The 22,313-nt window shown below is 67.0% G+C and carries 27 protein-coding genes; 12 read left to right on the top strand and 15 right to left on the bottom strand.

Going from position 1 to position 22,313, the window contains the following annotated elements; all coding sequences use genetic code 11:
• The first annotated feature begins 1 nt into the window (after window position 1).
• The 7 genes from AC1DIN_RS25600 (at window position 2) to AC1DIN_RS25570 (ending at window position 5,570) form a co-directional block, all read left to right on the top strand.
• Window positions 2-1,282: a beta-ketoacyl-ACP synthase gene (locus tag AC1DIN_RS25600; RefSeq protein WP_441473487.1), complete on the top strand. Its 1,281-nt coding sequence runs from the start codon at window positions 2-4 to the stop codon at window positions 1,280-1,282.
• Entirely contained in the window at window positions 1,279-2,025 is a 747-nt protein-coding gene (locus tag AC1DIN_RS25595) for an SDR family oxidoreductase (protein WP_476811777.1), read from the top strand. The genes AC1DIN_RS25600 and AC1DIN_RS25595 overlap by 4 nt, the downstream gene beginning before the upstream one ends.
• 55 nt (window positions 2,026-2,080) lie before the next feature.
• Window positions 2,081-2,323 (top strand): CopG family ribbon-helix-helix protein, encoded by a 243-nt coding sequence (locus AC1DIN_RS25590; RefSeq protein ID WP_441473485.1) that lies wholly within the window; start codon window positions 2,081-2,083, stop codon window positions 2,321-2,323.
• Window positions 2,320-2,604 (top strand): type II toxin-antitoxin system RelE/ParE family toxin, encoded by a 285-nt coding sequence (locus AC1DIN_RS25585; protein WP_441473484.1) that lies wholly within the window; start codon window positions 2,320-2,322, stop codon window positions 2,602-2,604. Before AC1DIN_RS25590 ends, AC1DIN_RS25585 begins: the two co-directional genes overlap by 4 nt.
• A gap of 16 nt (window positions 2,605-2,620) precedes the next feature.
• Window positions 2,621-3,643, top strand: coding sequence for a zinc-binding dehydrogenase (locus tag AC1DIN_RS25580; protein WP_091862509.1), 1,023 nt, complete (start codon window positions 2,621-2,623; stop codon window positions 3,641-3,643).
• Between the two features lie 119 nt (window positions 3,644-3,762).
• Entirely contained in the window at window positions 3,763-4,734 is a 972-nt protein-coding gene (locus tag AC1DIN_RS25575; RefSeq protein WP_476811776.1) for a lipid A biosynthesis lauroyl acyltransferase, read from the top strand.
• A gap of 68 nt (window positions 4,735-4,802) precedes the next feature.
• Window positions 4,803-5,570, top strand: coding sequence for a DUF1223 domain-containing protein (locus AC1DIN_RS25570; RefSeq protein ID WP_476811775.1), 768 nt, complete (start codon window positions 4,803-4,805; stop codon window positions 5,568-5,570).
• A 21-nt stretch (window positions 5,571-5,591) separates the two neighbouring features.
• Here the strand turns inward: AC1DIN_RS25570 and AC1DIN_RS25565 are convergent, their stop codons facing one another.
• From AC1DIN_RS25565 to AC1DIN_RS25555, 3 genes are read right to left on the bottom strand one after another with little or no spacing between them, the layout of a single operon-like run.
• Window positions 5,592-6,197 (bottom strand): TPM domain-containing protein, encoded by a 606-nt coding sequence (locus AC1DIN_RS25565; protein WP_476811774.1) that lies wholly within the window; start codon window positions 6,195-6,197, stop codon window positions 5,592-5,594.
• Window positions 6,197-7,054: a TPM domain-containing protein gene (locus tag AC1DIN_RS25560; protein WP_476811793.1), complete on the bottom strand. Its 858-nt coding sequence runs from the start codon at window positions 7,052-7,054 to the stop codon at window positions 6,197-6,199. Before AC1DIN_RS25560 ends, AC1DIN_RS25565 begins: the two co-directional genes overlap by 1 nt.
• A 40-nt stretch (window positions 7,055-7,094) precedes the next feature.
• Entirely contained in the window at window positions 7,095-7,697 is a 603-nt protein-coding gene (locus AC1DIN_RS25555; protein ID WP_476766984.1) for a LemA family protein, read from the bottom strand.
• A 127-nt stretch (window positions 7,698-7,824) separates the two neighbouring features.
• On the opposite strand from AC1DIN_RS25555, the gene ggt reads away from it, so the two are divergent.
• A complete protein-coding gene (gene ggt, locus AC1DIN_RS25550) occupies window positions 7,825-9,561 on the top strand; it encodes a gamma-glutamyltransferase (RefSeq protein WP_476811773.1) in 1,737 nt (578 codons plus the stop codon).
• A gap of 64 nt (window positions 9,562-9,625) precedes the next feature.
• Window positions 9,626-10,318 (top strand): acid phosphatase, encoded by a 693-nt coding sequence (locus AC1DIN_RS25545; protein WP_476811772.1) that lies wholly within the window; start codon window positions 9,626-9,628, stop codon window positions 10,316-10,318.
• Between the two features lie 58 nt (window positions 10,319-10,376).
• Here AC1DIN_RS25545 and AC1DIN_RS25540 read toward each other — a convergent pair whose 3' ends face one another.
• The 4 genes from AC1DIN_RS25540 to AC1DIN_RS25525 form a co-directional block, all read right to left on the bottom strand.
• On the bottom strand, window positions 10,377-10,868 hold the full coding sequence (locus tag AC1DIN_RS25540; RefSeq protein ID WP_476811771.1) for a hypothetical protein: 492 nt from the start codon (window positions 10,866-10,868) through the stop codon (window positions 10,377-10,379).
• Between the two features lie 3 nt (window positions 10,869-10,871).
• Window positions 10,872-12,101 (bottom strand): dual-specificity RNA methyltransferase RlmN, encoded by a 1,230-nt coding sequence (gene rlmN / locus AC1DIN_RS25535; protein ID WP_476811770.1) that lies wholly within the window; start codon window positions 12,099-12,101, stop codon window positions 10,872-10,874.
• Window positions 12,102-12,203: 102 nt separating this feature from the next.
• Window positions 12,204-12,626, bottom strand: coding sequence for a GFA family protein (locus AC1DIN_RS25530; RefSeq protein ID WP_476811769.1), 423 nt, complete (start codon window positions 12,624-12,626; stop codon window positions 12,204-12,206).
• 13 nt (window positions 12,627-12,639) lie between these two features.
• On the bottom strand, window positions 12,640-13,251 hold the full coding sequence (locus AC1DIN_RS25525) for an invasion associated locus B family protein (protein WP_441473473.1): 612 nt from the start codon (window positions 13,249-13,251) through the stop codon (window positions 12,640-12,642).
• A gap of 189 nt (window positions 13,252-13,440) precedes the next feature.
• Between AC1DIN_RS25525 and AC1DIN_RS25520 the strand changes: the two genes are divergently transcribed.
• Window positions 13,441-14,415, top strand: coding sequence for an NADPH:quinone oxidoreductase family protein (locus AC1DIN_RS25520; RefSeq protein WP_441473510.1), 975 nt, complete (start codon window positions 13,441-13,443; stop codon window positions 14,413-14,415).
• Window positions 14,416-14,575: 160 nt separating this feature from the next.
• Here the strand turns inward: AC1DIN_RS25520 and AC1DIN_RS25515 are convergent, their stop codons facing one another.
• The gene (locus AC1DIN_RS25515; protein ID WP_476811768.1) at window positions 14,576-15,013 is read right to left on the bottom strand and encodes a YkvA family protein; all 438 of its coding nucleotides are present in this window, start codon (window positions 15,011-15,013) and stop codon (window positions 14,576-14,578) included.
• Between the two features lie 116 nt (window positions 15,014-15,129).
• Between AC1DIN_RS25515 and AC1DIN_RS25510 the strand changes: the two genes are divergently transcribed.
• Window positions 15,130-15,915 carry an SDR family NAD(P)-dependent oxidoreductase gene (locus AC1DIN_RS25510; RefSeq protein ID WP_476811767.1) on the top strand — a complete coding sequence of 262 codons (786 nt, stop codon included), beginning with the start codon at window positions 15,130-15,132 and terminating at the stop codon, window positions 15,913-15,915.
• A gap of 96 nt (window positions 15,916-16,011) precedes the next feature.
• On the opposite strand, the gene AC1DIN_RS25505 is transcribed toward AC1DIN_RS25510, so the two are convergent.
• The 4 genes from AC1DIN_RS25505 to ftsY form a co-directional block, all read right to left on the bottom strand.
• Complete coding sequence (locus AC1DIN_RS25505) at window positions 16,012-16,725, bottom strand: RES family NAD+ phosphorylase (RefSeq protein WP_476811766.1); 714 nt, start codon at window positions 16,723-16,725, stop codon at window positions 16,012-16,014.
• Window positions 16,722-17,135, bottom strand: coding sequence for an MbcA/ParS/Xre antitoxin family protein (locus AC1DIN_RS25500; protein ID WP_476811765.1), 414 nt, complete (start codon window positions 17,133-17,135; stop codon window positions 16,722-16,724). Before AC1DIN_RS25500 ends, AC1DIN_RS25505 begins: the two co-directional genes overlap by 4 nt.
• 190 nt (window positions 17,136-17,325) lie before the next feature.
• Complete coding sequence (locus AC1DIN_RS25495) at window positions 17,326-17,955, bottom strand: septation protein A (RefSeq protein ID WP_476811792.1); 630 nt, start codon at window positions 17,953-17,955, stop codon at window positions 17,326-17,328.
• Window positions 17,956-17,963: 8 nt separating this feature from the next.
• The gene (gene ftsY, locus AC1DIN_RS25490; RefSeq protein ID WP_476811764.1) at window positions 17,964-19,232 is read right to left on the bottom strand and encodes a signal recognition particle-docking protein FtsY; all 1,269 of its coding nucleotides are present in this window, start codon (window positions 19,230-19,232) and stop codon (window positions 17,964-17,966) included.
• Between the two features lie 70 nt (window positions 19,233-19,302).
• On the opposite strand from ftsY, the gene AC1DIN_RS25485 reads away from it, so the two are divergent.
• Window positions 19,303-20,052: an RluA family pseudouridine synthase gene (locus AC1DIN_RS25485; RefSeq protein WP_476811763.1), complete on the top strand. Its 750-nt coding sequence runs from the start codon at window positions 19,303-19,305 to the stop codon at window positions 20,050-20,052.
• 65 nt (window positions 20,053-20,117) lie between these two features.
• On the opposite strand, the gene AC1DIN_RS25480 is transcribed toward AC1DIN_RS25485, so the two are convergent.
• The 3 genes from AC1DIN_RS25480 to AC1DIN_RS25470 form a co-directional block, all read right to left on the bottom strand.
• Window positions 20,118-20,414 (bottom strand): 4a-hydroxytetrahydrobiopterin dehydratase, encoded by a 297-nt coding sequence (locus AC1DIN_RS25480; protein ID WP_441473467.1) that lies wholly within the window; start codon window positions 20,412-20,414, stop codon window positions 20,118-20,120.
• Window positions 20,411-20,983, bottom strand: a complete 573-nt coding sequence (thpR, locus tag AC1DIN_RS25475; RefSeq protein ID WP_476811762.1) for an RNA 2',3'-cyclic phosphodiesterase — start codon at window positions 20,981-20,983, stop codon at window positions 20,411-20,413. Before thpR ends, AC1DIN_RS25480 begins: the two co-directional genes overlap by 4 nt.
• A gap of 214 nt (window positions 20,984-21,197) precedes the next feature.
• Window positions 21,198-22,253 carry an aldo/keto reductase gene (locus AC1DIN_RS25470; protein ID WP_476811761.1) on the bottom strand — a complete coding sequence of 352 codons (1,056 nt, stop codon included), beginning with the start codon at window positions 22,251-22,253 and terminating at the stop codon, window positions 21,198-21,200.
• Window positions 22,254-22,313 lie beyond the last annotated feature (60 nt).

The following is a 22,313-nucleotide window of genomic DNA, read 5'->3' as shown; positions in this document are numbered from 1 at the left end:
CATGACCACGCATCGTGATGCCAAGGGCCGTCCGCTCGTCGCCGTTACCGGCCTCGGCGTCGTCACTTCACTGGGCCAGGGCAAGGACGCCAACTGGCAGGCGCTGACCGCCGGCCAGTCCGGCATCCACCGCATCGAGCGCTTCCCGACCGAAGGGCTGCGCACCACCATCGGCGGCACGGTCGACTTCCTCTTCGACGGCCCCTTCACCGCCCCCCAGCTCTCCGAGAAGCTCGCGACCCTCGCCGCTGAAGAGGCAGTCGGTCAGAGCGGCCTCGGCCAGCGCGGCGATTTTCCCGGCGAGCTGTTCATGGCCGTCCCGCCCGTCGAGATGGAATGGCCGCAGAAGCAGGAACTCGCCGAGGCGGTCGATGGCGAGGTCGATTATGACGGCCTGCTGCGCGCTGCCGCGACCCGCAAGTTCGCGGCCATGCACGAGCTCTTCGTCTTCGGCGGCGTCGCCGACCACATCGCCGACCGCTTCGGCACCAAGGGCTCGCCCATCTCGCTCTCGACAGCCTGCTCCTCGGGCGCGACCGCGATTCAGATGGGCGTCGAGGCAATCCGCCGCGGCGAGACGCAAGCTGCACTCTGCATCGGCACCGACGGCTCGATCCATGCCGAGGCGCTGATCCGCTTTTCTCTGCTGTCGGCCCTTTCGACACAGAACGATCCGCCGGAAGGCGCCGCCAAGCCGTTCTCGAAGAACCGCGACGGCTTCGTCATGGGCGAGGGCGCCGGCGCGCTGGTGCTGGAGGACTACGACCACGCGCTCGCGCGCGGCGCGACCATCCTCGGCATCGTCGCGGGCTGTGGCGAGCGCGGCGACGGTTTCCATCGCACGCGTTCGAGCCCGGACGGCAAGCCCGCCATCCTCGCCATGCAGGATGCGCTGGCCGATGCCGGACTGACGCCAGACGATGTCGACTATATCAACGCCCACGGCACCTCGACGCCGGAGAACGACAAGATGGAGGCGATGAGCTGCGCCGCCGTCTTCGGCGAGCGCATGGCGAAACTGCCGATTTCCTCGAACAAGTCGATGATCGGGCACACGCTGACGGCGGCCGGCGCGGTCGAGGCAGTGATTTCCTTCCTGACGATTGCCAACGGCACCATCCCGCCGACGATCAACTACACGAACCCCGACCCTGCCATTGCGCTCGACGTCGTGCCGAACGCGGCACGCAAGGCGAAGGTGCGGACGGTGATTTCCAATTCCTTCGGCTTCGGCGGCCAGAACACCTGCCTCGTGCTGACGGCGCCTCCGGAGGCTGCATGACCAAGGTTCTCGTCACCGGCGGCGCCAAGGGCGTCGGCGCCGCGATCGTGCGCGCGCTCGCCGCGGCCGGCCACGATGTCGACTTCACCTTCCGCTCCTCCGCCGAGCAGGCGAAGGCGCTGGCTGAGGAGATCGCCGCGGGCCATCCCGGCCGCAGCGTTGCCGCGCTGCCCCTCGACCTCTCCGACAAGGACGCGCTCGACGCCTTCTGCGAGGCGCGCGAGGGCGAGAGCTATTTCGGCCTCGTCCACAATGCCGGCCAGCCCTATGATTCCCTCGCCGCGATGATGGATCAGGCGAAGGCCGAAGCCGCGATGCAGGTCAATTTCTGGGCCTTCGCCCGCCTCGCCAAGAGCCTGATGCGCAACATGATCCGCGCCAGGGCCGGCCGCATCGTTGCCATCGGCTCTGTCGCGGCCTTGCGCGGCAATCCGGGCAATGCAGCCTATGCGGCGTCCAAGGGTGCGCTGATCTCCTACGCCAAGACGCTGGCGGTCGAGACCGGCAAGCGCGGCGTCACCGTCAACGTGATCGCGCCGGGCTTTGTCGACACCGACATGATGGCGCCCTACGCGGCCTATCGCGACAAGATGCAGGCACAGATCCCGGCCGGGCGCTTCGCCAAGCCCGAAGAGGTTGCCGGCCTCGCCGCCTTCCTGATGAGCGAGCCCGCGGCCTATATCAGCGGCACTGTGCTGCCGATCGACGGCGGCCTGACCGCCCAGCTCGGCGTGCATCGCTGAATCGACCAAGGTGGCCGCATGTGATACGGTTCACTTCGAACCGGAGTGACCCGACATGACGGCAGCCTTCACCATCCGCCTCGACGACGAGATGCTGGCCAAGCTCGACGCGCTTGCCGCCGACACCGACCGCTCGCGCAACTGGATCGCCGCGAAAGCGATTGAATCCTATGTCGAGCTGAATGCTTGGCAGATCCAACGGATCAAGGAAGGCATCGCCGAGGCGGATCGCGGCGAGTTCGCGACTGAGGAAGAAGTCGAGTCCGTGTTCCGCAAATACAAGGCCACGGCCGAGTGAAGCTCGTCTGGACGAAACGCTCGCTGCGCGAACTCGACCAGATATTTGCGTTCGTCGCGAAGGATAGCCGATCTGCTGCTGCAGCGTTGGTCGACCTGGTCGAGAAGCGATCCGCCGTACTCGTGAGCCACCCGGAAATCGGGCGGCCGGGCCGGAGCGACGGAACCCGCGAACTTGTCGTGCCCGGCACGCCCTATATCCTGCCTTACCGCGTCAGTGATGGCCGCGTCGAAATCCTCGCGGTTCTCCACACCTCCCGGCAATGGCCGGACCAGCTCTGAAAGACGTCGAATCCTCATGCGTTCCCTCCAGCTTCATGGCGACCGTGACCTCCGTCTCGAGGAGATCGAGCCGCCGCCGCCGCCTGCTCCGGGTGAGGTGCAGATCCGCATCAAGGCGGTCGGGCTCAACTATCTCGACCTCTGGGGCTTCCGCGGCATGGCCTTCGCCAAGCGCAAGATGCCGCAGGCGGCCGGCGTCGAGGCCGCTGGCGAGATCGTCTGCGTCGGCGAGGGCGTCACCGGCTTCGCGCCCGGCGACACCGTCACCGCCTACGGTGCCGACACCTGCGGCCAGTGCAAGGCCTGCCGCGAGGGCCGCGACAATCTCTGCGAGAATGTCGCGGGCATCATGGGCTTCCATATCGACGGCTTCGCCCGTGAGCTGCTGAACCGCCCAGCACGCCTCACCATCAAGGCACCGAAGGGCGTCTCCTTCGAGGACGCCGCCTGCGCTCCGATCGGCTTCGGCACGGTCCAGCACATGCTGTTCGACAATGCGAAGCTCGAGCCCGGCGAGTCGGTGCTGGTCCATGCCGGCGGCTCCGGCATCGGCACGGCGGCGATTCTGATGGCCAAGGCGATCGGCTGCACGGTCTACACGACGGTCGGCGACGACGAGAAGGGCGCCAAGGCCAAGGCCCTCGGCGCCGACCACGTCATCAACTACCGCGAGGACCGCTTCGAGGGCGTCGTCCGCAAGCTCACCGGCCGGAAGGGCGTCGATGTCGTCTTCGAGCATGTCGGCGCGGACACCTGGAACGGTTCGCTGCTCTGCCTCAAGCGCGGCGGCCGGCTGGTCACCTGCGGCGCGACCTCCGGCCCCTCCGCCACGATCAACCTGATGCAGCTCTTCCAGCAGCAATACCGGATCACCGGCTCGTTCGGCTGCCGCATCGAGAACATCGCGCAGTCGCTGGAGAAGATGGCCGGCGGCATGAAGCCGGTGATCGATTCGGTGTTCCCGCTCGCCGAATTCGAGAAGGGCCTCGCCCGCATCGAGGGTCGCAAGGTCTTCGGCAAGGTCGTCATCGCCTTCTGAGCAAGCCGCCTGCTCCGGCGCAAGACTTGACGTCGGCGCATTCCTGCCCCAGATCGCGCCTTTCAGGCCCGGTCTTGCTCTCGGCACGGGCTATTGAGGCTGGACCGACCTTGAGACGATTGAAAGCAATCGCCGCGCGCATCGGCGCGGCGGTGATGATTGGCGTGATCCGCACGCTGTTCGCGTTCCTGCGCCTGCTCGGGCCAGAACGTGCCAGCAATCTCGGCGGCTGGCTGCTGCGCACGGCGAGCCCGGTCATCCCGGTCAACCGCGTCGCCCTCGCCAATATCCGCGCCGCCTTTCCCGAGAAGGACGAGGCGGAGGTGAAGCGCATCGCACGCGGCGCGTGGGAGAATCTCGGCCGCGTCGCCGGCGAATATGCCCATCTGAAGACGCTGTTCGACTACGACTACCACAATCCGGACAAGCCTTCGCGCATCGAGGTCAAGGGCATCGAGCACTTCATTGCGCTCAAGGAGGACGGCAAACCCGGCCTGATCTTCTCGACCCATCTCGCCAATTGGGAATTGCCGGCGATCTGCGCCGCCGCCTACGATCTCGAGACGACGGCCGTCTTTCGCGCCCCCAACGACCCGGCGATTGCCGCCGTCGTGCACGAGATCCGCTCCGGCGCCATGGGCGGCCTCGCCGCCGCCAAGCAGGGAGCGGCCTTTGCCATGCAGGGCGTGCTCGAGAATGGCGGCCATCTCGGCATGCTGATCGACCAGCATTTCACCCGGGGCGTCGTCGTACCGTTCTTCGGACGTCCGGCATTGACCAACCCGATCATGGGCAAGTTCGCCCGCCGCTTCGAGTGTCCGGTCCATGGCGTCCGCGTCATCCGGCTGCCGAACCTTCGCTTCCGGCTGGAGCTGACGCCGCCGCTCGACCTGCCGCGCGACGCCGCGGGCGAGATCGATGTGCAGGGCGCCATGGCGATGATGACGGCGGTGGTAGAAGGCTGGGTGCGCGAGTACCCTGAACAATGGCTCTGGATGCATCGCCGCTGGCGCCCCAACATGATTTCGCCTGCCGCACTGGCAAAATTCGATCACGCCCGCGCGACCATGCCCGTTTTCAAGGCAACGTGATTTCCCTCTTCGATGAATTGCTGGCTTTGGTAACCTTCGGAAAATAAGTCGTCGTCAAAGTCGAGATCATGCTCCCTGTCCTGCGCCAATCCGCTGTGACTGCCGCCGTCCTCGTGTTCGGCGTGACGACGGCCCTCGCGCAGACGGCAGGGAAGGCGCCCAGGGCGGTGCTCGAGCTCTTTACCAGCCAGGGTTGCTCGTCCTGCCCGCCAGCCGATGCGCTGGTCGTCGAACTGGCCAAGGACCCGACACTGATCGCGCTGACGCTGCCGGTGACCTATTGGGACTATCTCGGCTGGAAGGACACGCTCGGCAAGGACTCCTTCGCGAAGCGCCAGAAGCTCTATGCCAAGGCCCGCGGCGACGGGCAGGTCTACACCCCGCAGATCGTCATCAGCGGCTCTTCCCATGCTGTGGGCTCGGAGAAGGCGGAGATCGAGAAGGCGGTCAACCAGTTCGCCGCCACCGGCTTCGCCGCGAAGCTCGCGCTGAAGGAGGAGAACGGCAGCCTCCAGATCAATATCGCGCCGACTGCCTCTGCAACCGACGAAGCAGCCGGCATCTGGGTATTGCCCACGACACATCAGGCCACCGTGCCGATCATCCGCGGCGAGAACCAGGGCAAGACGCTGACCTACGCCAATGTGGTGCGCGGCATGGTCCGTGTCGGCGACTGGAACGGCAAGGAGATGACCGTCACCGCCCCGCTGTCCGCGACGCAGGCGCCGGAGGCCGATGGCTATGTCGTCGTCATTCAGGCCGACCGGCCGGGCAAGCATGGCTACATGATGCCGGGCGCCATCCTGGCTGCAGCCAAGGGGCCGGCGACGCGCTGAACGCCCTGCCGAGGCATTGCCTCAGAGCAGGATGACCTTGTTCGACAGCTCGTCGACATCGCCGGGAACCGGCGGGACGTGCTGTGCCAACACCACGCCGACGCCATCGACCGCCTTGATCAGCCCCTCGGTGAGCCTGTCTTCGCGCGCCGCCGCCAGCAGCGGCTCGATGATGCCACCCCAGGTGTCCTGGTTCACAAGCCCGTCGATCCCGGTGTCGGCGAGGATTTCGGCATAGCGCTCCTGCAGCGCGAGATAGAGCAGCACGCCAGTGCGCGCCCTGGTTCGCGTCAGGCCCCGCGCCGTGAACTCGCGCAGCGCCGCCTCATGCGCCCGCCGGCGCTTGACGAAGCCCGGGACGAAGCGCCCGCCGCGCCCATACCAAAGGAGCCCTGCCAGCAGCAGCGCGGCGCAGAAAAGCTGGATCATGAAGATGCGCTGAGCGCTCAACGCCGTCAGTGACAGCAGCGGCCACGGCACGAACAGCGCGAGCGTGAGCGCCATGACCACCGGGACGTTGCGGTAGCTCGAAGCCGCCCGGTCAATCACGACCACGATCTCGCCTGCCGTCTGCAATTCGGCCCGGCGCACGGCCTCCGCGATCGCATCCCTGTCAGCGGCATCCATCACCAGTCTCCCGAAGCCCCGCCACCGCCGGAAGAGCCTCCGCCACCCGAAAATCCGCCGCCCGAGCTCCAGCCGCCTCCGCCACCGCCCCAGCCGGAACCGCTGCTCCAGCCGGATCCGGAGCCTGTGCTCGGGGGCAGGATTACCCACTGCCCGTTGCGCAGGCGATGCCGCCGCGCCCCGCCCTGCTGGCTCACACTGCGCAGGAAGGCGACGATGAACAGGAAGATGAAGAGCATCGCGATGATAACGGCGATGTCCTCGCCCAATGTGCTCTCGTCCGAGCGCACTTCGGCCCGGCGCTGCCATTCCTCCGCATCGCCGGCCAGGATCGTTAGGATAGCATCCACCCCGGCATCGATGCCGCCGGCGAAATCCCCGGTCTTGAACTTCGGCGCGATGGCCGTGGTGATGATGACCTTGGAGAGCGCGTCGGTCAGCGCCCCTTCGAGACCGTAGCCGACCTCGATGCGGACCTTGCGCTCCTTCGGCGCGACGATCAACAGCACGCCGTTGTTCTTGGCTTTCTCGCCGAGCTTCCAGTGCCGGAAGAGGCCGTTGGCGAAATCCTCGATCGTGACGTCCTGAAGCGACGGCACCGTCGCGACGACGACCTGATCGGAGGTTTTGTCCTCATGTGCCTTGAGCTTGTCCTCGATCCGCTGTCGGACGTCGGGGGCGAGCAGGTTGGCGCCATCGACGACCCGGCCCGTCAGGTTGGGATAGGACGGCTCGGCGGCGTGCGCGAGGCCGCTCCAGAGTAGGAGAGACAGCGCCAGCGCGACATGCCAGAGCGTCTTTCTCGGGCGCAGCGAAGCGCAGAGCCGAGAATCTCTGGCAGGAGATGCCCGGGTCAGGCCCGGGCATGACGCGATGCCCAGCATCACGCGATGCGCTTCAGAACTTCACCGCGGGCGGCCGCTCCGCACCAGTGGCGGCCGTGAAGGTCTCCATCGGCTTTGCGCCCCAGAACAGCTTCGCCCAGATCACGCCCGGGAAGGTGCGGATCTCCGTGTTGAAGGCCTGCACGGCCTGGATGTAGTCGCGCCGTGCCACCGCCACCCGGTTTTCTGTACCCTCCAGCTGCGACTGCAGGGCGAGGAAGTTCTGGTTCGACTTCAGATCCGGATAGCGCTCGACCGTGACGAGCAGCCGCCCCAGCGCGCCGGTGAGCTGGTTCTGCGCATCCTGGAATTCCTTGAACTTCACGGGGTCGTTGACGGTCGAGGCATCGACCTTGACCTGCGTCGCCTTGGCGCGGGCCTCGATCACGGCGGTCAACACGTCGCGCTCCTGCGCGGCATAGCCCTTCACCGTCTCGACGAGATTCGGAATCAGGTCGGCCCGGCGCTGATACTGATTCTGCACCTCGGACCACGCCGCCTTCGCCTTCTCCTCCAGCGTCGGCACGTTGTTATAGCCGCAGCCGGCGAGCGCAACGCCGATTAGGCCGAGCACGAGCCACGCGATCGGGCGGCGCAGATGGGTGGAAAACGACATGCCGAAAACCCCTTTTGGCAGCGTCACAACGGTCTCGATTCGGAACTCTACCTGTCGCGACGCGCCGGTCCAAGCTGGCAGACCGCGGCGAATGGCCTATTCTGCCCGCTATCCTCGGAGTTGAGCCATGCGCCTACCCCTCCTTCTGCCCCTGACCGCAGCCCTGCTGACCACCCAGATCGCGACCGCCCAGTTGCTCGCCCCGGCGCCCGAAGCCGCCACAGGGCGTAGCATCAGGACACTTGGCACCGCCCAGCGCTTCATGGTCGCGGCCGCAAATCCGCTCGCTGCTGCAGCCGGGCGCGACATTCTGCGCGCCGGCGGCAGTGCGGCCGACGCCGCTATCGCCACCCAGCTCGTGCTCAATCTGGTCGAGCCGCAGAGCTCCGGCATCGGTGGGGGCGCCTTCTTCGTCTATTGGGACGAGACCGCTCGCAAAGTGACGACCCTTGACGGCCGCGAGACAGCGCCGGCGGCTGCCAAGCCGGATCGCTTCATGAAGGACGGCAAGCCGATGCGTTTCGTTGATGCCGTCATCGGCGGCCGCTCGGTCGGCGTGCCCGGCACGCTGAAGCTCCTGGAAGAGGTGCATCGCCGCTGGGGCAAGCTGCCCTGGGCCGATGTTGTGGCGCCGGCGCTGAAGCTGGCAGAGGAGGGCTTTGCCATCTCGCCTCGCCTCAATGGCTTGCTCGCCGGCGAGCCCAACCTGCCGAAGAACGCTCTCGCCGCCGCTTATTTCTACGAGCCGGACGGCAAGCCGAAGGCCGTAGGCACTATCCTGAAGAATCCGGCCTTCGCGGCCACGCTGCGCGCCATCGCCGCGCAGGGCGCGAAAGCGTTCTATGAGGGCGCAATCGCGGAGGACATCGTCGCGACCGTCGCCGGTCACCCCACCAATCCCGGCGACATGACGCTCTCCGACCTCGCAGCCTACAAGGTCGAGGAGCGCGAGCCCGTCTGCGGCAGCTACCGCATCTGGCGCCTTTGCGGCATGGGGCCGCCGAGCTCGGGCGCCGTCGCCATCCAGCAGATTCTGGGCGTGCTGGAAGAACAGGATTTGCGCCGGATCGGTCCGGGCGCGGAGGCGGCGCACTGGTTCAGCGAAGCCGGCCGGCTCGCCTTCGCCGACCGGGCGCTTTATCTCGCCGATCCCGCCTTCATCAGCGTGCCCGTGCGCGGCCTGATCGACCGCGACTATATCCGCTCCCGCGCCAGCCTCGTCAGCCCGGAACGATCGATGGGCAAGGCCAGGGCCGGCGATCCGCCGAACAAGCGGGCGCAGCTCCTCGCTCCCTCCGATGGCATCGAGAACGGCACCAGCCATATCTCGGTGGTCGACGCGGACGGCAACGCCGTCGCCATGACCACGACGATCGAGGACGGCTTCGGCTCGCGCCTGATGACCAAGGGCGGCTTCCTGCTCAACAATGAGCTGACCGACTTCAACTTCGCGCCGGAGGAAGACGGCAAGCCTGTCGCAAACCGCGTCGAGCCCGGCAAGCGGCCGCGCTCCTCGATGGCCCCGACACTGGTCTTCGACGCCTTCGGCCGGCTCTACGCCGTCACCGGCTCGCCCGGCGGCAGCCAGATCATCGGCTATGTCGCCAAGACGCTGGTCGCGCTGCTCGACTGGAAGATGGACCCGCAACAGGCGGTCGACTTCGGCAACTTCGGCAGCCGCAACGGCCCGACCGAGCTGGAAAGGGGCACGGAGGCCGAGGCCTGGAAGGCCGCGCTGGAAGCGAAGGGCCACGAGGTCCGGCTGCTGGAGATGACCTCCGGCACCCAGGCCATCGTCAAGACGCCCGAGGGTTTCCTTGGCGGCGCCGATGGACGGCGGGAGGGTGTCGCGATCGGGGACTGAGCTGCGTCATGACACTGTCATCTTGCGAGCGCGTGCATCCCGCGCTCCACCGAGGACCACTCTCATGCGCTCCGTCGCTCTCGCCTTCCTGACCCTGCTCGCGCTCTCTGCCCCGCCGCTAAGAGCCGAAGAAGCCAAGCCCTTCGCCACAGCCGCCTCCATCGATCTGCGCGCCGTCCTCAAGCCGCCGCCGGCCCAGGACTCCGCTCAGACCAAGGCCGAGCTCGGCGAAGTTCTCACCATCCAGGTCACCCGCTCAGCCGAGATGGAAGCGCAGGCTCAGGCCGATGCCGTCGAGGACATCTGGCGCTTCGCCGGCGTCATGGGTCCGGCCTTCAAGGCCGAATCCTTGCCGGTGTTCTCGGCCTTCTTCGATCGCGTCGTCTCGACCGAAGGCGCCGTGGTCGATCCGGCCAAGGACAGCTGGAAGCGCCCGCGCCCGCATCAGGCGAGCGCGCTGGTGAAGCCGGTGGTGAAGATTTCCAATTCCGGCGCCTATCCGTCCGGCCACACCACCGTCGGAACACTCATGGGCATCGTGTTGTCCAACATGGTGCCGGAGAAGCGCACCGAGATCATGGACAGGGCCTGGGCCTATGGCTGGAACCGCGTGATCGGCGGGATTCACTATCGCTCGGATATCGAAGCCGGCCGGATCGCCGGATCGGTCATCGCCGCTCGGATCATGGAGCAGCCGGACTTCCAAACCGAGTTCGCCGCCGCCAAGGCTGAACTGCGGAAGGTGCTCGGGCTCTAAGAGCCGGATCCGATCAGATTGCGTTGCAATCTGGATCGGCGCGCGCTCTGAGCGTCGCTCAATGACGCGAGGCGGCGGCCGCATTGCGCTCGCCGCCGGCGCCGCGTCCGGCGATCAGCCAGTAGACGAAGCCCGTCGCAGCGCCGACCAGGAAGAGCCCGGAGATGATCTGGATCTCTGCGTGGCTCGGCGCGCGTGACAATCTCAGCATCGCGAGCGGCAGCAGCGCCGCCAGCGCCCCGGTCAATCCGGCTTGGATCAGGCCACTCCGCAGCCGGAACAGCTCGCTGCCGATCGCGACCAGCACCACCGGCGCGACGATGATCGCCATCCCCAGCCGCCCGATCAGGCCGAAAGCCGCCTGCGCGGCAGGTGCCGGGTCGATGCCGCTTTCGGCCAGCCCGAACAGGATGTCGACAAGCCGTTCGATGCCGCCGCCGATCAGCAGCGCCACCGCCGGCGAAGCCACGCTCGCCATGGCCAGGAAGAACAGCCCCGCCCCCATCGCGACGAGGCAGGCGAAGGGGATCAGCAGAATCCAGCGTAGCAAGGCTTACTCCGCCGCGACGGCCGGCGCAGACTGCGCCTCTTCCTGCTCCAGCATCAGCCGGGCGCGGGCCGAGAGCTTCTCGGTCTCGCTCTTGAGCTGGCCGCAGGCGGCCAGGATGTCCCGCCCGCGCGGCGTCCGGACCGGCGAGGCATAGCCGGCGCGGAAGACGATCTCGGAGAAGCGCTCGATCCGGTCCCAGTCCGAGCATTCGTATTTCGTGCCGGGCCAGGGATTGAACGGGATCAGGTTGATCTTGGCAGGGATGCCCTTGAGCAGCCGGACCAGCTCCCGCGCCTCGGCGTCGGAGTCGTTCACGCCCTTGAGCATGACGTACTCAAACGTGATCCGTTTCGCGTTCGACAGGCCAGGATAGTTCCGGCAGGCCTCGAGCAGGTCCTTGATCGGGTATTTCTTGTTCAGCGGCACCAGCTCGTTGCGCAAATCGTCGCGCACCGCATGCAGCGAGATCGCCAGCATCGTGCCCATCTCCTCGCCGAGCGGGCCGATCTGCGGCACCACGCCGGAGGTCGAGACGGTGATGCGACGGCGCCCGATCGACAGGCCCTGATCGTCGGTGATCACGGCGATCGCATCGCGCACGCCGTCGAAATTGTAGAGCGGCTCGCCCATGCCCATGAAGACGATGTTCGAGACGAAGCGCCCGCCATCATTCGGCACGAAGGCGCCATCCGGCGCCGCCCGATTCGGGAAATCGCCGAGCCGGTCGCGCGCCACCATTACCTGCGCGACGATCTCCTCGGTCGTGAGATTGCGCACCAGGCGCTGCGTGCCGGTATGGCAGAAGGTGCAGGTCAGCGTGCAGCCGACCTGGCTGGAGACGCAGAGCGTGCCGCGGTCGACCTCGGGGATATAGACGCATTCGATCTCGGCGCCGCGGTCGTGCGGGCCGGTCGAGGGCATGCGCATCAGCCATTTGCGCGTGCCGTCGGTCGAGACCTGCTCGGCAGTGACCGTCGGCAGGTCGAGCGAGAAATGCTCGGCCAGCTGCCCGCGCAGCCCCTTGCCGATCGTCGTCATCGCGTCGAATTCACGCACCCCGTAATGATAGATCCAGTTCCAGAGCTGGCCGACGCGCATGCGCCGCTCCTTCTCGGGAACGCCGATCTCGGCAAGCGCCTCAGAGAGGCCGGCGCGGGTACGCCCCACCAGCGAGGGGCGTCGAGAAACGGTTTCGGCCGCCGGAGCGGCAGGTGCGGAAACGGACACGGTCATCGGAGCTCTGTCGTCGCCCATCTGGGAAGGCGCGGGATTTCGCCGCTCCCTAGCACAAATGCGGGAAAACCGGAAATCGTCACAGATATGTGCTGCGCGCGCCTAGCTTGAATGTCCGCAGAACTGCGGCAGATCGTCGGTGATCTCGAACCACGGCGCCTTCGAGCCGACGAAGATATGCCGGTCCGGCCGGACGCCCGGCGCATCATCGAGCGTGCCCAGCGCGACATGGACATAGGCTCCATCGCGAACGACGGAGAACAGGAGCGAGCCGCAGCGCCCGCAATGCGCGTCGTGATTATGGACCTCTCCGACGATCAGCAGGCTTTCGGCTCCGTCGATGACGGAGAACTTGTCGCGCTCGATGCCGGCGAAGGGCTTGAAAGCCGAACCGGTGGTGCGCCGGCACTGCGAGCAATGGCAATTGGCGGCGTAGCGAAAGGCGTCCGCCACCTCGTAGCGCGACTGCCCGCAATAGCAGCGCCCCCGCAGCCGGCGCTCCATTGTGGTCGCGGCCGGCGTCATGGTGCCGATCGCCTTACTTGCAGGCGTCTTCGGCGCGCTTCACGATCTGGCTGATGCCCGCGAGAGAGTACTTGTCCGCGGTGGCGTTGCCGCGCTTCGAGGTAGCCTTGATCTCCAGCCCGGAGCCACGGCGCATCGCGTCGAGCATGCGCGGCTCCTCGGCCGGGTTCTTCAGCCACATGTTCTGGCCCTTGGCGACGAGCGCGAAGCGATCGTTGCCGATGAGGGCCTGATGCTCGACGCCTTCCTTGACGTCGAAGTTCATCACGAAGCTGATCTCGTTGCGGACGCCCTCACCCGGCCGGCTGGAGACGAAGAGCATGCCCTCGACATCCTTGAGATTCACCGGCAAGCGGCTTTCCGGCTTGGCCAGCGCATAGCAGACCTTGGAACGGCCCTGCTGCGAGGAGAAGGCCTGCCATTTGCCGGCCGTCTCCAGCAGCATCGCCTGCCCCTGTCCGGGACTGGCGGCAGGCGTGGCGGCGGCGGTAGCGGCAGGCTTCGGCTTGGCCGGAGCAGCCTCAGCCGGCAGACCGGCCAGAGCCAGCAATCCAGCCGTCAGGCCGAGCGCGGCGGCGATGCGGAAAAATGCGGCGTCGCGGGTGCGGAAGAAGGACTTGATCATGGACCGCCATCAGTCACTAAAAAACTTAATACCGCGTTTACCACGTGCTGACGGGGCAGATCGCGCTGGACGGCGGAATAGAGTGTTACGATCCTGGCGAAAATGCGAACGGCGCCGTTGCCGGCTGGTTCCCCGCACCGGGCGGCCATGGCACAGTCCGGCGCCCAGGGCGGCAACGGTGGATCGACGATGAAGGCCTTGCTCTGCGAACACCTCGGACCGGCCGAGGAACTCGTCATCCGCGCCTTGCCGGAGCCGAAACCGGGTCCCGGCGAGGTCGTCATCGCCGTGAAGGCGGCTGCGCTCAATTTCTTCGACACGCTGATCATCCGGGGTCGCTATCAGACCAAGCCGGCCTTCCCCTTTTCTCCCTCGGCCGAATGCGCCGGCACCATCGCCGCTTTGGGCGAAGGTGTCACCGGCTGGCGCGTCGGTGAGCGCGTTGCGGCCTGGATGGGCTATGGCGCAGCGCGCGAGAAGGTCGCGGTGCCGGCCGAGGCGCTGGTTCGCGTGCCGGACAAGCTCGACGACGCGCAGGCCGCCAGCCTGTTCGTCACCTATGGCACCGCGATGCACGGGCTGATCCAGCGCGCGCATCTGAAGGCGGGCGAGACGCTGGCGATCCTCGGCGCTTCCGGCGGAGCAGGGCTTGCTGCGGTCGAGATCGGCGCGCTCCTCGGCGCCCATGTCATCGCCTGCGCCTCCTCGCCCGACAAGCTCGCGCTCGCCCGCGAGCACGGCGCGCAGGAGGAGGTCGACTATGCGCAGAACGACATCCGCGCCGCCCTGAAGAAGCTCACCAACGGGCGCGGCGTCGATGTGCTCTACGATACGGTCGGCGGCGAGTTCGCCGAGCCGGCCCTGCGGTCGATGGCCTGGGAAGGGCGCTACCTCGTCGTCGGCTTCGCCGGGGGCGAGATCCCGAAGATCCCGCTCAACCTGCTTCTGCTCAAGGGCTGCGACCTGCGCGGGGTGTTCTGGGGCGAGTTCGTCGCCCGCGAGCCGGCCGCGCATCGGCGCAACATGGAGCGCCTGCTGGAATGGGCGGCAGGCGGCCATATCCGCGCCCATGTCCACGCCACCTTCCCGCTGGAGCGCTGGACGGAAGCCTATGCGCTGATCGGCGACCGCAAGGCCAAGGGCAAGATCGTCCTGACGCTGTGACGGCTGAGTTTCAAGAATGCCGTGATGACACCCAGCGCCGTCATCCCGGGCGACCGCAGGGAGACCCGGGATCCATTCCGGAATGGTTCAGGCATGGATCCCGGATCAGCGCGGCTGCGCCGCTTGTCCGGGATGACCGCGTATTTCCAGTGAAAGCTCACTAAAGCTCCGCCAGCGCGTTCCTCGCCCGCTCGCGATGTGCGGGTGTGATCGAGCCGGCCACCGCTGCGATGGCGGCCGCGATGACCGCCGCATCGTCGGTGAAGCCGATGAGCGGCATGAAGTCGGGAATCGCGTCCACCGGCAGCACGAAATAGCCGAGCGCGGCAAGCAGCGTCATGCGCACGCGCCGCGGCGTTGCCGGATCGCGCGCGCAGAACCACGCAGCCAGCAGATCCTCGGCAAACGGTACACGCTTCGCGACGCGCTTGAGTCGGGCCATGAAATCGGTGCCGAACTTCGCCTCGTCGCGCAGGCTCTTGCGGATCGCCTCCATCTCCTCGCGGCTGAAGCTTGCGCTGAACCCTTCGCTCATTCCTGTCCTGCTCCTTGGCGTCCGGTGACGCTCATGGTCGCGCGCCTCGTCCGGGCCCGCCATGTCGAAAGATGGCCCCGCCGCAATCCTGCACAAGAGGCCTGCCGGAAAACCCGCTTGGAGCAGGCTGCGACGCCCTCTAAACCGGATTTGAAACCAAGACGAACGGGAAACGCGCCATGAAACTCGATTCCTCCCTCGCCGCCATCGTCACCGGCGGCGCCTCCGGCCTCGGCGAAGCGACGGCACGCATGCTCGCCGGCCAGGGCGTCAAGGTGGCGCTGCTCGACCTCAACGCCGAGCGCGGCGAGACCATCGCGAAGGAGATCGGCGGCATCTTCTGCAGCTGCGACGTCACCAGCGAAACCTCCGTCGACGAGGCGCTGGCCAAGGCCCGCGCTGCCCATGGGGTCGCCCGCATCATCGTCAACTGCGCCGGCATCGCGCCGGGCCGCCGCGTCGTGTCGAAGAAGCGCGACACCGGCGAGCTCGTCGCACACGACCTCGCCACCTTCGAGAAGGCGGTCGCGATAAACCTGACCGGCACCTTCCGCATCATCGCGAAATCCGCCGCGGCGCTGGCCGGGCTCGATCCGATTACCGCCGATGGCAGCCGCGGCGTCATCATCTGCACCGCCTCCGTGGCGGCTGAGGACGGCCAGATCGGCCAGGCCGCCTATGGCGCCTCCAAGGCAGGCGTCGTCGGCATGACCCTGCCAATTGCTCGCGATCTCGCTGGGGTCGGTATCCGCATCGTCACGATCATGCCCGGCCTGTTCGAGACCCCGATGTTCGCCGGCCTCCCCGAGGACGCCAAGGCCTCGCTTGCCGTATCGGTGCCGCACCCCTCGCGCCTCGGCCGCCCGGCCGAATACGCCGCGCTGGCCCGCAGCATCATCGAGAACGACATGCTGAACGGCACGACGATCCGCCTCGACGGCGCGATCCGCCTCGCGCCGAAATAGGGTCGTCATTGCGAGCGCAGCGAAGCAATCTAGGGGCGCGTGGAACTCTGCCGCCCCTGGATTGCTTCGTCGCTGACGCTCCTCGCAATGACGCCTTCAGACGATCCGGTAGACCTCGCCGGCACCGCGGTCCCGGTAGAGATCCACCCGTTCGCCGTTCCAGTGATAGTCGAGATGCCGTCCCTGCACCGGGTGGCTGGCTCCATCGGGATAGAACAGCCCGGCGCATTCGCCGTCGGGACAGCGCACGCTGGGATAGACGACGCCTGCCGAGCCGATCTCCCGCAATCCGATGCCGAGAGCCTGACTTGCGGCATAATCCGCCGGATCGAGCAGAGGGGAACCTTCGGCCCCGAGTGCCCGGACATCATGCAGCGCGGCATCGATCTCCAGGACGATCTCGCGGAATTGCGAAGTCCAGCCCGGCGGCTGCACTGTGGCCAGCATGAAACGGGTATGGTGATGGATCGTCTCGAGCAACGCGACCTCGAAACGGTCGCCGGCATAGAGCACGCCGAAGCCGCCGTCGCTGAAACGGCTCGGCCGATCGGGGCTGACATGGGTGAAGGGCGCCATCAGCCAGGTCGCGCCCGGCCCCGATACGCGCCGGTCCGGCGGCACCAGATCGAGGTTGCCGATCGTCTCCATCAGGCGCGGATTGGTCTTCTGCTCGGCCGCGATCAGGAGCGACCAGTCGGCCGGGTCGGCAATATCCTCGAACAGGTCGATCGGCGGGAAGATGCTGCGGATGATCCGCACCGCCCCGCGCCATTCGACCTCCACGACCGGCAGGCTCGCCGGATCGATCACCAGGCGCCCCGCTCGGCGTCGAGCAGGCGGCGCACCCGCATCAGGTCGGTCAATTCGCCGCCGAGCATGGCATCCAGCGCCGATTTGCCGGCGAAATCACTGTTGGGCCGCTTGATCCAGTCATAGCCGCGCTGCGGTTCGACGAAGATCAGCCGGAGCGCCTTGTGGATGCCCATCAGGTTGGAGAGCCGTGCCTTGCCGTCGCGCGAGATGCGGCCGATCTCGCCGGCTTTCCAGCGCCGGTAGCTCCTGACCGGCAGATCGATCAGCACCGCCGCTTCCTCGTCGGTGACGCGCCAGAGCCGGAACAGGTTCACGGCAGCCCGGAACATCGCGGCCGCCTCTTCGTCCGTGATCGGATCGGCGACGAAGTCGCGCTGGGCCGTCTCGACGCGCAGCAGGGTTGCCATGGCACCGCTCTCCATTTGGCATAAAATGGATATAGCGATGCCAAATGGCAAGGGCCGCTTAGGATGTGATCATCCCGGGCACCGAAGGAAGGCCCGGGATCCATGCCTTAAGCTTCATCGGGAGCGCTCCGCGTGAACCCCGGATCGGCGCGACTTCGGCGCTTGCCGGGGATGACGGCGCGGAGGTCGGTTAGACCTTATCCTCGATCTTCGCAGGCTTGATCTCGTGCTTCAGGATCAGCGGTGTCTGCGCCAGGGCGAAGGCCATGGTCAGCGGCATCACGCCCCAGACCTTGAAGGCCACCCAGAAATCCTGCGTCTGCGTGCGCCAGACCACCTCGTTCAGCGCAGCCAACACGAAGAAGAACAGGCCCCAGCGGAAGGTCAGCTTGCGCCAGCCCTCCTCGTCGAGCTGAAGCACCGTTTCCAGCACCAGCGAGAGCAGCGAGCGCCCGAAAAACAGCCCTCCGAGCAGCACACAGCCGAACAGTGTGTTCACGATGGTCGGCTTGACCTTGATGAAGAAGGCATCGTCCAGCGCCAGTGTCAGCCCGCCGAAGACGGTGACGACGATGGCGTTCACGATCGCCATGCGCGGCAGATAGCCCATCAGCACCCGCGCCAGCGCCAGCGCCACCAGCGAGGCCACGATGAAGATGCCGGTCGCGACGAAGATGCGCCGGTCCTCAGCAACGTGGAACAGCCGGTCGCCGTAGGAATTCGCGAAGAAGAAGATTGCCAGCGGCCCGAACTCGAGCGCCAGTTTCAGCAGCGGATTCACCGCCTTGCCCTTGCCCGCCGCGTCCACCGCCTGCCTCATCGTCTCGCTCACGCCGCCTCTCCCAACCCCGCGACGGCGCGGGCGAAGTCGCGCGCCGAGAACGGCTCCAGATCCTCGACGCTCTCGCCGACGCCGATGAAATGCACGGGCAGGCCAAACTGAGCCGCGAGCGCCACCAGGATGCCGCCGCGCGCCGTGCCGTCGAGCTTGGTCATCACGAGCCCGGTCACGCCTGCCGTTTCGCGGAAGGCCTCGACCTGGCTGATCGCGTTCTGGCCGACGGTCGCGTCGAGCACCAGCAGCGCGGCATGGGGTGCGCTCGGATCTTGCTTGCGGATGACGCGCACGACCTTGGCGAGTTCGTCCATCAGCCCCTGCTTGTTCTGCAGCCGCCCGGCGGTGTCGATCAGCAGCACGTCGGTGCCATCAGCCTTGGCCTTCTGCAGCGCCTCGAAGGCAAGGCCCGAGGCATCGGCGCCCTGCTGGCCGAACACGACCTCAGCCCCGGTGCGCTCGCCCCACACGCGCAGCTGCTCGATCGCGGCCGCGCGGAAGGTATCGCCGGCGGCGAGCATCACCGATTTCCCCTCGGCGCGGAATTTCGCAGCGAGCTTGCCGATCGTCGTGGTCTTGCCGGAGCCATTGACCCCGACCATCAGTAGCACGAACGGCTTTTTCGTGGCATCGATCACCAGCGGCTGCGCCACAGGCATGAGGATCGTCTCGACCTCGCGGGCCAGGATCGCCTTTACCTCGCTCGGCTCGATCTGCTTGTCGTAGCGCCCGTCTCCGACCGCTTTGGCGATGCGGGCCGAGGTGGCGAGGCCGAGATCGGCCTGGATCAGGATGTCCTCAAGATCCTCCAGCGTGCCCGCATCGAGCTTGCGCTTGGTAAAGAGGTCGGTGATCCCCGTCGTCAGCGCCGACGAGGTCCGCGACAAGCCCTCGGTCAGGCGCCGCCACCAGCTCCGCTTCGGCTGCGGAGCAGGGGAGGAAGCGGGCTGCGGAACCGCAACGGGCTCTGGCTGCGGAGCGACGGCGACCTCGGGCTCCGGTTCCTGCTCCATCGGAGGCGCAGCGCTTTCGACCGGCGCCGGTGGTGCGGCGGGCTCGGGAGCGGGGACCTCAACAGAGGGCACTTCCGCGTCGGCAACCGGCGGAGCAGCGATCTCTTCGACTTCCGACGTCAGCTCCTCTACAGGCTCGACCGCCAGCTCGGTCGCCGCCTCCGGCGCCTGTGCCGGCTTGACCGGCTCTTCCTCGCGCCCGAACAGCCTCGAAAAGAAGCCGCGTTTCTTCGGTTCGGTCTCGCTCATCGCCATCCTGTCTTCGGTTCGGCGGGCATCTTTGGTTGCACCGCCGGGCCGGCTTCGCTAGCGCAATGCCATGGCAACGCCGGACCGACCAGAAAATTCGCAATCGCCCGGGCCGATCGACGACGAGCTGCCGGTGCCGCTGCTCTATCGCGACGCCATGATGCTCGTGATCGACAAGCCCGCCGGCTTGCCCTCGCATCGCGGCCCGCAGGCCAAGCGCCGGATCATCCCGGTCCTGACCGATTATCTCGACGCGCTCCGCTTCGGCCTGCCGCGCAAGCCGGAAGCGGCGCACCGGCTCGACAAGGACACGTCCGGCTGCCTCGTGCTCGGCCGCCATCCCCGCGCCATGGCGGAGCTCAACCAGATGTTTCGCGATGGCCGGATCGGCAAGACCTACTGGGCGATCGTCCAGGGCGAACCAGCCGAGGACGAAGGCCTGATCGACCTGCCGCTGGCGCGCCGCTCGCCCGAGCGCGGCTGGTGGATGAAGGTCGACCCCGCCGGCCTGCCCTCGCAGACCCGCTATCGTGTGCTCGGGCGCGGGCAGGACGATAGCGGCCCTCTCGCCTGGCTCGCCATGGAGCCGCTGACCGGCCGCACGCATCAGCTACGCGTCCATTGCCAGGCCTCCGGATGGCCGATGCTCGGCGACGAGATCTACGGCACGGCGCCGCGCGAGGGCGGCCCGGGCCTTCAGCTTCATGCCCGCGCCATCACCGTGCCGCTCTACCGCAAGCGCGAGCCGATCCAGGTCGAGGCGCCGCCTCCCCCGCATATGCTGGCGGCGCTGCGGGCTTGCGGGTGGAGCAGTCCCTGACGGCCTGGACCCAAAGACTTGGCCGTCATGCTCGGGCTTGCCCCGAGAATGAGGGTGAACCCTCGTCAACTCGCCAGCGCGTCGATCGCCCGGGCGAGCTTGACGTCAAACTCCGTCAATCCACCAGCATCATGGGTGGCGAGCGTCACTTCCACCGTCCGGTAGACGTTCGACCATTCGGGATGATGGTTCATCGCTTCCGCCAGCAATGCGACCCGCGTCATCCAGCCGAAGGCCTCGCTGAAGTCGCGGAAGACGAAGCGCCGGGTGATCGCCTCGCGCCCCTGCACCAGCTTCCAGCCGGTCAACGTTGCCAGCGCCTCGGCCTGTGCCTCCGGAGAGAGCCGCTTCGGTCTCGTCATCGGCGAATCTCCCGGGGCAGGCGATTCGGGTAGGACGGGCCGAGCGGATAGGCGGCTTCCAGCACATAGGGCCCACCGCCGATCGAATCGCGCGATGACATCAGCGCGACGCGGCGCGCCGTGAAGCTGATCGGCCTGATGATCGGATGCAGGCCGAGATAATGCGCGACCTCGGTCGGCATGGTGTCGCGTAGCCGCGCCAGCGTGACATGGGGCACGAATTTGCGGCCCTCCGCCGGCAGCCCGATGCGGCGCATCTGCCGCTCGATCTCGCCCTGCAGATCGGTCAGCGCCTTCGCCGGCATTGCGCGGGCGAAGACGGCGCGCGGCTTGTCGCCGCCGAAGCTGCCGAGCGCGTCGAGCGTCACCTCGAAGGTATAAGCTCCGATATCGGAGAGCATGTGGTCGACATCGTTCGCCATGCGCCGGTCGACATCACCCAGGAAGCGCAGGGTGATGTGGTAGTCGGACGGCTCGATCCAGCGGGCCCCCGACAGGCCGCCGCGATGCAGCGTCAGCTCGCTTGCAACCTCGGCGGGAATTTCCAGAGCGATGAAAAGCCTCGGCATGAGTGAATCCCTTGCCAAGCAATTGTGACTCTGGCGAGACGGTAAGCGCGCAGCCGGCCCAAGGGAACCGTTTTTGCGGATATTGCACCGGCGACATCATCGTCATGCTCGGGCTCGACCCGAGCATCTCATGCCGGAAGAGGCTCGCGGCGCCGTCGCGTCCGGAGCTTCCCGGGTCGAAGCTCCGCTTCGCCCCGGGAATGACGTCACACCGTCAGGGGCAGGGATTGCCGACGAGCTGATGGATCGCGTCGATCTTCGCCTCGATTTCGGGCGACAGCTTGACGTCGATCGAGGCGATATCGGTCTTGAGCTGCTCCATCGAGGTCGCGCCGATGATGTTCGACGTCACGAAGGAGCGGCTGTTGACGAAGGCCAGCGCCATCTGCGCCGGATCGAGGCCTGCCTCCCGGGCGAGCGCGATGTAGCGCTTGATCGCATCCTCGGCACCGGCGCCCTCATAGCGCTGGCCACGATCGAACAGCGTCGTGCGTGCGCCCGCCGGGCGTGCGCCGTCGAGGTATTTGCCGGTGAGATAGCCCTGCGCCAGGGGCGAATAGGCGAGGAGCCCGACATCGTCGCGCAGCGCGACCTCGGCGAGCGCCGTTTCGAAGGTGCGGTTGAGCAGGTTGTAGGCGTTCTGGATCGACTGCACGCGCGGTGTGYCGCGCGCCTCCGAATCCGTCACGAAGCGCATCGTGCCCCAGGCGCTCTCGTTTGAGAGGCCGAGATGGCGGATCTTGCCGGCCTTCACCAGTTCGCCGAAGGCGTCGAGCTGCTCAGGGATCGAGGTCTCGTCGGCCGGCTTCTCATAGGCGGCCTTCGAAAAACGCGTCGGGTTCGAGCCCCAGGGCATCGGCCGCTCCGGGAAATGCAGCTGATAGAGGTCGATATAGTCGGTCTGCAGCCGCTGCAGGCTCTTGTCGACGGCTTCGAGGATCTGCTTGCGCGTCAGCCGCGTCGGGCTCTTGTCGTCGCGGAACCAGGTATTGCCGCCGCGCCCGCAGATCTTCGACGCCAGGATGATCTTGTCGCGGTTGCCGCGGGCCTTGAACCAGCTCCCGATGATCCGCTCGGTCGAGCCTTGCGTCTCCGGCTTCGGCGGGATCGAGTAGAGTTCGGCGGTGTCGAAGAAATTGATGCCCTGCTCGACGGCGTAGTCCATCTGGGCGTGGCCTTCGGCCTCCGTATTCTGCTCTCCCCAGGTCATGGTTCCCAAGCAGATCACCGAGACCTTGAGATCGGTGCGCCCGAGGCGGCGATATTCCATGGCGAAGCAACTCCGGAAGCGGGGGCCGGCGGGCGGCGATGCAAGAATCGGGGATTCGTC

Source organism: Allobosea sp. 05T438, assembly GCF_056396025.1.
This window is presented reverse-complemented; position numbering and strand designations above follow the sequence as displayed.